This window comes from Streptomyces sp. NPDC051738 (genome assembly GCF_044453205.1).
Lineage (GTDB): Bacteria > Actinomycetota > Actinomycetes > Streptomycetales > Streptomycetaceae > Streptomyces.
Window position 1 is genome coordinate 1 of sequence record NZ_JBITCM010000048.1, and the last position, 8,730, is coordinate 8,730.

An 8,730-nucleotide genomic window follows, 5' to 3' on the forward strand; every position below is an offset into this window, starting at 1 on the left:
ACGAGGCAGAAACAGGTCTACCCACCCGTATTATCTCTGCGCCAGGCGTCCGTAGCCGGGGCACCTGACTCGCTGCACTTGGCCACAGGGCTTAGAGGCTGTTGTCATTCCGATCTTGTCGGGTGGCACGCGAACCTATGTCTCACCCGGAACCCGCACGGGTGATCTTCGTGGAGGCTGAGCACGGAAACGGGGCCTGCTGGTAGCTCAGGGTGCGAACCCGCTCCGAGTACCTGGAGGCCCTTTGACCTAGTCTGTCGCGTCCGTGCTACCGGAGTCCAACTCTCGCGTGTCGCTGTGCGATTGCCTCGCACGCTGGTTCGGCAACGCAGGCGATCACCCCGGAGCTGAGCGCGGTTTACACCGAGGTCTTCACTCGTGCGGGCTAATAGGCGATCTTGCCCCGGTTTTGGCCGTACGTGATGCCTAGCCTTGCCGTGACGGCGAGTGGCCAGCAGTGAGTGCGTGCCACCGCAGTAGAGCCCGGGGGTGCGGTGGAGGTTCGGGATGTGCGTCACGCATACGGTCGCCGTGAGGTCTTGCGGGGTCTCGACCTTGATCTACGGCCTGGTGTGCTGGCCGGGATTGTCGGCGAGAACGGTGCGGGCAAGTCGACGCTGTTGAAGGTCTTGTCTGGTGAGCTGCGCCCGCTGGGTGGCACGGTCCGTCATGGGGGCCGTTTCGGCTACTGCCCGCAGGACGTGGTGGTCAACGAGGCGCTGACCGTGCGCCAGCATCTGGAGTTCTTCCGCGTCGCGCACGGGCTGTCGGATCTGCGGCACGCCGGGCAGGTGATGGAGGTGTTGCGGTTGTCGGAGTACGTCGATGAGCGTGCCGGTCTGCTCAGCGGCGGAACCCGTCAGAAGCTGAACCTGACCCTGGCGCTGATGCATGATCCGCAGGTGGTTCTGCTGGACGAGCCTTACCAGGGTTTCGACTGGGAGACTTACCAGCGTTTCTGGGACTTGGCAGCCCGATTACGCGATGCGGGCCGCGCAGTCCTTGTCGTCTCGCACCTGGCCTATGACGCTGAGCGCCTGGACGAGTTGTGGCGCCTTCAGGGCGGCGTGCTGCGCCCCGCTGAGGGAGTGTCGGCGTGAGGCGGCACCTGAACCTGTTCGTCACAGCAGTCCGCTTCGACCTGGTCGAACACGCCCGGAACAGGCTCGCCATGGTCCTGGTCGCCGTGTTCATCCCCTGCTGGATCAGCCTGGCGTACGCCGTCATCCCCAGCAGGCACCTGTCCTTCCGCCTGCGGGTGACCGGCCAGCTCCTGGCACCGGCCGGCAACCAGATCACGCAGATCACCGGCGCCATCAACGCCGTCACCCTCATCACCGGGTTCATGATGTTCGCCGTCACGTTCAACGGCGGGCGCTTCGACCGCCGCCTGGCCTTGGCCGGCTACCCTCGCATCCATCTCGTCCTGGCCAAGACCACCTCGCTGACCCTGGCCTCCGGCGCCATCGCCGCCTATGCCACCGCGGTGATCTGCACGGCCTGGAGCCCTCGCCAGCCACTGCTGCTCGCCGCCGCCTTGTTCTGTGGAGCGATGACCTACGGGGCGCTCGGCGTCGTCTTCGGCTCGCTGCTGCGCCGGGAGGTGGAGGGCATGTTCGCCCTGGTCATGACCAGCCTCGTGGATGTCGGTCTTCAAAATCCGCTGGCCGGCGGCGGTGCCGGAGGCCAGGTCGTGCGGTTCCTGCCTACCTACGGCACCATGCAGGCTGCCTCAGCTGCGGGTTTCACCCGCGAGTGGCTGCCCGGTGATCTGGCCGTTCAGTTCTTGTGGTTCGCCGGCGCTGCGTTCCTGGGTCTGCTCGCCTTCCACCGCCGTACCAAAGACGCCCTGACCGCAAAGCCGTCCTTGCGTCTGCCTTGGCTGCCCACGCGCCGACAACCTGCGCACCCGGCCCGGGCCACGTCGACGCCCCGCTGAGCACTCCGGCACGACGGCCCGACAAGGGCTCGGAGGGACGTGTCGCGCTCTCGTCGCAGAGCGAAGTCCTGGCCCCGAAAGGGGGCCGGTTGAGCAGAAAAGGGGTTCACAGATGCTGGTAGGGCGATGGCTGGACGCGGCGGGTATCACCGATCCTGTCCTGCGGCGCTGCTACATGGTGTGCGCTCGAGAGGTAAAAGGTCTCGGCGGAGGGCGCGGCTTCTGGGGGGCGGTGCGTATCGCGCCTGCAGCGGCACGGCCTCACATGGCGGCGCTGTTGGCACACGGGTGCCGTGCCGATGCCTGTGTAGACAGCGGGCCGGTAGAGGACCGTCGGCGTCGGCTCGCCGAGTTCGCGGAGGCCACCTGGGCAGCCTTCGCCGCCGGCGGCTCCGACGACCCCGTCCTGCATGCCACGGTGCACACTTACCGGACCTTCGGAATGCCGCTGTCACTGATCGAGGACATGTTCACCGGGATGCAGCGCGACGTCGACTTCCGCGACTTCGCCACCTACGCGGAACTGTGCCAGTGGGCCACGCAGGTCTCCGGCTGCCCGTTCTACGGGGGCATGTGGGCCGTGGCTGGCACCGAACTCACGGAAGCGCAGCCGCTGCTGCGTGAGTTCGCCGAACTTGGCCAGTTGACCGACGTGCTGTGTGACCTGTCGGAGGACCTCGACGAAGGCCGCCTCTATCTCCCTCTAGAGGATCTCCACCAGTTCGGGGTCCACCCCGAGGACGTCAGGGCCAAACGGTGGACACCGGCCATGGCCGACGTCATCGCGTTCGAGGCCGAGCGTGTCACCGACCGGTTGACCGCTCTCACCGCTGAACTGGAAAACACCCCCGTCGGCCCCGTCATCCACGCATTTGGCGAGCATTGCAGGCTGTTCCTGGCCGATGCGCTGGCCGCAGGTCAGGACGTGCTCCACCGGCCGGTGCAGCCCCCCATGGGCGCCTGCCTCAACGTGTGGCGCCCTCTCATGCGCGCCGTCATCCCCTGCTGACCATCGAAAGGACGTGCCTTGTCCATCGCCGTGACCCCAGTCGGGGGCACACACATTCCGCTCCTGGAGGCCGAGCTGCTGCGCTGGGTGGGCAGCGGCGACAGCCTGCTGGAAGTGGCCTGCCTGGACGCCCTGTTCCCCCCGGGCAAGCTCCTTCGCCCCATCCTGTGTATAGAGTCGGCAAAAGCCGTCGGCGGCACCGCCGAGCAGGTGCTGGCGTTCGCGGCCGGCATCGAATGCCTGCACGTCGCCAGCCTCATCCACGACGACATCGTCGATCAGGACCCGGTACGCCGCGGGCGAGCGTCCACCGCCGAGCAGTACGGCCTCGCCGAAGCCCTGGTAGCAGGCGACGGACTGTCCATGGCCGGAATCGCGGCCCTGCTCAGCGGCGGCCCCGCCGAGCGCGTACTGCACGCAGCACGGGTCACCGTCGAGGCCCTGCGTCACATGTGCCAGGGCATCATGCGCGAAACCGAAATCCGCGGCGACCTGACCTGCGGGGTACCCGCCGTCCTGAACGTCATGCAAGCCAAGACCGCCGCGCTGACCGGCGCCGCCTGCCAGGCCGGCGCCATCCTGGCCGGAGCACCCCCGGAGCAGGTCCGGGCCCTACACAGGTACGGAGAACAGCTCGGCATGGCCTTCCAGATCCGTGACGACCTGCTCCCCTACACCGCCCAGGACCAGATCACCGGCAAGACAGCCATCAGCGACGTCGCCAACCTGCAGCCCACCCTGCCCGTCCTGCTCGCCTACGAAGTGGCCGACGAAGCCGACCGCGACCGCCTGACCACCGTATTCCACGGCGACACCGACCCCGTCACCGCACACCGAGACATCCTCGCCGTGCTGACACGCACCGGCGCCCTCACCAAGGCGGCCCAGATGGCATCCTCCCGCGCCGAACAAGCACACGTTGCACTCACCGGCCTGCCGGACGCCCTGCGCCTCGCCGAACTGGCCACCTCAGCAGCCGACCGTCAGCGCTGAGTAGGGCCGGGACTGGCGCGGTGGCTGATGCTCTGTTTCCAGACCCCGCCCCTGGTCTGCACCGGGCTGGCCGCTCAGCCCTCACGTACAGGAGGCCCGCGCTCATGAACACCTCCCGCACTCTCAAGCGCTCCGCTCTGGCCGTGGCCGGGGCTGCCGGTGTCCTGGTGGTGGCGGTGACTGTCATCCCTCAGGAGGAGACCCCGGCCGCTCAGAGTGTGAAGTCCCCTCCGCTCCTGGCCGCCCTTGCGCAAGCGGCTTCGCTGCCGTTCGCCTGCCAGGAAGCGATCTTCAAAACCGGGGATCAGTTCGCCACCACCCGCTACGCCATCCCGGACGAGTTCTGGAACGCCGCTGTCGCCGCTCTGGGCAGTCTGACCGAGACCGAGCGGGCCGAACTCACCCGGCCTGCCTGTGCGGCGTGGAACAGCTGGGCCACCGCCAACAGCTCCGCCGTGACGGGTGAACTCGACAACCGCTACCGCAACGCCGCCGTGCCGGTGTGCAACAAGTTCACCGTCGCCACGGTGGGAACGGCCAGGAAGTTCTCTCCGAACATCCCCGCGGCGGCCCGGGGCCTGGAAAAGGTGGTCAAGAAGGTGTGGACCGAGGCCATGAATGAGCTTTCCGCTACGGCGTCCGACGCCACCTGCCGCACCTCCTACAGCACGGCCAGGACCGCCTGGTAGCCACCGCGGCCCTGGCCCCTGGTTTCGTCGACGGGATCCGCCAACACTTGTCGCTCAGTGGCTGTTGTCGTTCCGATCTTGAGGGGTGGCGTCGAACGATCGGATGATCGGCACCGGCCGCGGGCATGAAGGGCCTCTTGGCAGCTCGGGGTTGCGGAGCCAACCGAGATCCAGGAGGCCCTGTTGCCGCAGTTGTACGTGTTCGCGCCGGTGGAGTTCAACTCAGCGTCTCCGACGTGTGATTGTCTCGCCCACCGGTTCGGAAACGCAGCCGATCACCCGGAACGTGTTCGGCGGTATCCGTCGGACATGACGGACGCGGAGTGGGCCGTGGTCCGGCCGCTGCTGCCGGTGCCGGCCTGGCTGCGCGGGCGGGGCGGGCAGCCGGAGGCGTACTGCCACCGCGTGATGCTGGACGCGATCCGCTACCTCGTCGACAACGGAATCAAGTGGCGCGGCATGCCGGTCGACTTCCCGCCGTGGGACCGGGTGTATGCGTTCTTCCGCCGCTGGCGCGACCATGGCCTGGTCAAGGAGTTCCACGACCGGCTGCGCGGGCAGGTCCGCGAAACGCTGGGCCGCGACGCGGCACCGACGGCTGGTGTGATCGACTCGCAGTCGGTCAAGGCGGACGCTGTCGTCGCCACGGACAGCCGCGGCTTCGACGGCGGCAAACTCATCAACGGCCGCAAGCGGCACGTCGTGGTCGACACGCTCGGTCTGCTGCTGGGCGTGATGGTCACCGCCGCGGACACCGGCGACCGCATCGCGGCCCAGGAACTGCTCGGGCAGGTCGCCGACATGCACCACCGGCTGGAACTGGTCTGGGCCGACGGCGGCTACACCGGCAGCCTCGTCGCCCACTGCCTCACCACGCTCGCGCTGGTCCTGGCGATCGTGAAACGCAGCGACGACATGCGCGGCTTTGTGGTGCTGCCCAAGCGGTGGATCGTCGAGCGGTTCTTCGCCCACCTGATGCGCACCCGCCGTCTGGTGCGCGACTTCGAACGCCGCACCGCCAGCGCCGAGGCGATGGTCTACTGGTCGATGACCCTGCTCATGACGCGCCGTCTTGCCCGGCCACACCTTGGGCGAGGGTGAACCGGCCCGGCTGCCGCTCGGCCAGCCAGCCCCGCGCGACCAGGCGTTTCGCCTTCGATCGCAGCGCCTCCACCTTGGCCGGCAACGCGTCCAGGCCGAACATCACAGCCAACTCCTGGCAGGTCAGCGGACCTTGATCGAGCCGGTGCCGGTCCGCGAGCGCGGTGAGGATGCGCTGATAGTCCACCGACAGCACCGACCAGGCCATCCCCTCCCGCCACACCGGCACCTGCGACTTCGGTTTCGCCGCCTGCCCGGACGCCGAGCGCGTGTCCGCGTCCGGTGGGCCATGGGCGGCCTCTTGATCAGCGATGTTGCCGTTGTCCGAAGCCAGGACGGTGCCCACCCGCCTGCGGGCGATCGCCCACTCCTGCCATTCCTGCTCGGCCGCGGCCAGTTCAGCCTGGATGCGATCGGCTTCCTCACGCAACCCGTCGACTCGACGGCGAGCGGCGAGTTCGTGCTGTTCCAGCAGCCCGACGACCGACGGCATCTGCAACCTCCCGGGGAGCGACGACACGACACGCCACCACTCCCACCAAATCACCCGCCCTACGCCTGACCAGGGAAAGCGCCGCCCTCAGATTCGGAACGACAACAGCCACTCAGTAAGAGCTTGACGTGCATCCCAAATGGCAGCTTCGAGGGTGCGCGGCGCTATCAGGTGATCGTTCACCCGCCGGAGAGTACGGCGAGACACTGACAATCGAGACGCCACGGGCCGATCACCGAGGTTTAAGGATGGGTTCTGACACCCAACGATGGGGAAATCGTCACCGCGTCTTCCGCGGCTCTCTCTGACCTTCGCCGCCGGGAACGGGCGTCGCAGCCCTTAGGGGATCAGCGGCCTGTGAGCCCGAGGCCCCGATTGGGTGGAGTGTCAGCGCTGCGCCGTACGGTCCTCACATGGGTTTCACCTCGGCCTGGTCCATCAGCGCCCACGACGACGCCTTCATCGGGACTCTGACTCCGCGGCTGCTCCCACTGATCGCCGCAGAGCGGGACGAGCCGTTGGCACGAGAGCGCTGGGACCGCTGGCGGCAAGAGCCGCTGCCGGACTTCCGGACCTGGTGGAAGCCCTTCGGCCGATCCAGCGGCCGGGAGGCGGACGCACTGGATTCCTTCCACGAGTTGACCGCTGGAGGGGAACACGTGCAGAAGATGCACGACGGCCTGTCGCCCGAGGACGACTTCTCCCTGCTCACGGACGCATGGGACCTGGTGACCGGGGCGGAGGAAATCTTCATCTCGATCCAGAGCAAGGAATTCGCGCTGCGGTCCTTCTTCCACGCCATAGGCCCCGGCCGGGCCGGCCTCCTACCCGGCTGGTGCGGCAACTTCCTGCTCACCTCCGCCGAGGTGCGCAAGACGCTGCCTGCCGTCCAGCGGGCCCTGGGCTTCACCCCGCAGGAGCGCGCCACAGCCGAGGCCTGGGACTGGCTGGACTACCGCGAGAACGAGGAGACGGTGCTGGATGGGCCGCTGCGGATGTGGCGGCACGCCGCCGCGCGCGGCCGCGGCCTGTGCGGGGTATCCGTCGTCGTCTGACGACTACCAGAAGACAGGCGGGCGTGGCATCAGGCGCTGCGCGGCCGGCGCCCCGCCGTCTTCTTCGCCGCCGCTTTCTTCGTTGTCTTCTTAGCTGCTGGCGGTTTCTTCGGCGCTGCCTTCTTGGCCGCGGGCTTCTTCGCCGGCAGCTCGTGCATTTCAGCCTCCGTGGCCCTGCGGGAGGCCTTCGCCTTGGCCACGGACTGGTTCAGTGCCGACATCAGGTCGAGGCACCTGGCCTGGCTCCGTGCCCGACTCCGGAATCTCCGGCGGGGCGAGCCCTTCCTTCTTCGCGTCGATGACCTTTTGCAAGGCTTCGGTGTAGTGGTCTGCGAAGTCGGGGCCTTCCAAGGACTGTGTGGTCATGCGGTCGACGAGGGCAAGCGCCCCGTCGATCTCCTCGTCGGTCAGCTGGACCGCGGGGGGGCAGGAGCTCGGAGGGTTCACGGATCTCGTCTGGCCAGCGCATCGCGTGCAGGACGATCACGTCCTCCCGTACCCGCAACAGGCCCAATCTCTCCCTGCCACTCCAGGCGTACTTCGCAATCGCCACCTTCGATGACCGGCCAAGAGCCTGGACAAGCAGCTTGTACGGCTTGGCTGCGACCTGGCCGTCCGGCTGGAGGTAGTAGCCCTCCGCGATCTGGAGAGGGTCGATGGACTCCAGCGGCACGAAGGCTTCGATCTCGATGGCCTTCGCAGTCGGCAGCGGCAGTTCCCTCAGCTCGGCATCGCTGATGGCGATGATCTGGTCCTTCGACCACTGGTATCCCTTGCCGATCTCGGACTGCGCGACCTCGCGGTCCTCCAGCTCGCACACCTTGCGTACCCGTACCCGGCCGCCGTCCTCGAGGTGGTACTGGTGGAACTGCACAGAATGGTTTTCGGTGGCACTGACCACGCGGATCGGCACGGTGACCAATCCAAAGCTGATGGCTCCTGACCATATCGTTCGGGGCACAGCACACCTCCGCGACAGGCCCCGAGCACCCCCAGCCTAGGACGCCGATGCGCCGAAGTCAGGCAGCTGCCCTGGGCCCGTGCGACGGCGAACAAGACCTGCTCGATCGTGTCGAGACGGTGCGTGATCGTACGGTCGCCCGGGGCACCGATGGCGTTGGCGAGGGAATCGATGTTCCCGAGTGCTGTGGCTTGCTACTCACCGTGCTCCGTGAGGGGGCGACCGGTGCGGAACGCCTCCGCCTCCAGATCCCGGAGCTGCTCGTCGTACATCGCCGTATCTCGCGCCATGGCCCCAGACTTCCAGACCCGGAGTGACGCGGTGGACGGCCCAGGACGATCCCGGAACGGCCCCGACTGCGCGGGCATTTCATGGGGGCGCTCACCGGCCGTACTGGTTGCGTCCAGGGAAGTGGTGTACGGGTTCGACCTGATCCGGGGGTTTGCTCCGGCTTCTGGCTGATGCCCGCATAGATGAACGGCCACCGGCT

The 8,730-nt window shown here is 67.6% G+C and carries 8 protein-coding genes and 1 pseudogene; 7 read left to right on the forward strand and 2 right to left on the reverse strand.

All coding sequences use genetic code 11. The annotated features are described in order from the left end of the window. Window positions 1-494: 494 nt before the first annotated feature. The 6 genes from ACIA8X_RS46715 to ACIA8X_RS46740 all read left to right on the forward strand — a co-directional run bounded on the left by ACIA8X_RS46715 (window position 495) and on the right by ACIA8X_RS46740 (window position 5,731). Entirely contained in the window at window positions 495-1,100 is a 606-nt protein-coding gene (locus ACIA8X_RS46715) for an ABC transporter ATP-binding protein (RefSeq protein WP_393462558.1), read from the forward strand. Then, window positions 1,097-1,939, forward strand: coding sequence for an ABC transporter permease (locus ACIA8X_RS46720; protein ID WP_393462560.1), 843 nt, complete (start codon window positions 1,097-1,099; stop codon window positions 1,937-1,939). The genes ACIA8X_RS46715 and ACIA8X_RS46720 overlap by 4 nt, the downstream gene beginning before the upstream one ends. A gap of 112 nt (window positions 1,940-2,051) precedes the next feature. Continuing rightward, a complete protein-coding gene (locus ACIA8X_RS46725; protein ID WP_393462561.1) occupies window positions 2,052-2,948 on the forward strand; it encodes a phytoene/squalene synthase family protein in 897 nt (298 codons plus the stop codon). An 18-nt stretch (window positions 2,949-2,966) separates the two neighbouring features. Then, complete coding sequence (locus tag ACIA8X_RS46730; protein ID WP_393462563.1) at window positions 2,967-3,941, forward strand: polyprenyl synthetase family protein; 975 nt, start codon at window positions 2,967-2,969, stop codon at window positions 3,939-3,941. Window positions 3,942-4,045: 104 nt separating this feature from the next. Then, complete coding sequence (locus ACIA8X_RS46735) at window positions 4,046-4,630, forward strand: hypothetical protein (RefSeq protein WP_393462565.1); 585 nt, start codon at window positions 4,046-4,048, stop codon at window positions 4,628-4,630. A 309-nt stretch (window positions 4,631-4,939) separates the two neighbouring features. Then, the gene (locus ACIA8X_RS46740; RefSeq protein ID WP_393462567.1) at window positions 4,940-5,731 is read left to right on the forward strand and encodes an IS5 family transposase; all 792 of its coding nucleotides are present in this window, start codon (window positions 4,940-4,942) and stop codon (window positions 5,729-5,731) included. Here ACIA8X_RS46740 and ACIA8X_RS46745 read toward each other — a convergent pair. Continuing rightward, on the reverse strand, window positions 5,688-6,224 hold the full coding sequence (locus ACIA8X_RS46745; RefSeq protein WP_393462569.1) for a hypothetical protein: 537 nt from the start codon (window positions 6,222-6,224) through the stop codon (window positions 5,688-5,690). The genes ACIA8X_RS46740 and ACIA8X_RS46745 overlap by 44 nt on opposite strands. A 413-nt stretch (window positions 6,225-6,637) precedes the next feature. Here ACIA8X_RS46745 and ACIA8X_RS46750 point away from each other — a divergent pair, with 413 nt between their 5' ends. Then, complete coding sequence (locus tag ACIA8X_RS46750) at window positions 6,638-7,279, forward strand: hypothetical protein (protein WP_393462570.1); 642 nt, start codon at window positions 6,638-6,640, stop codon at window positions 7,277-7,279. Between the two features lie 29 nt (window positions 7,280-7,308). Here ACIA8X_RS46750 and ACIA8X_RS46755 read toward each other — a convergent pair. Beyond that, a pseudogene (locus ACIA8X_RS46755) lies at window positions 7,309-8,240 on the reverse strand (Ku protein). Between the last annotated feature and the right edge of the window lie 490 nt (window positions 8,241-8,730).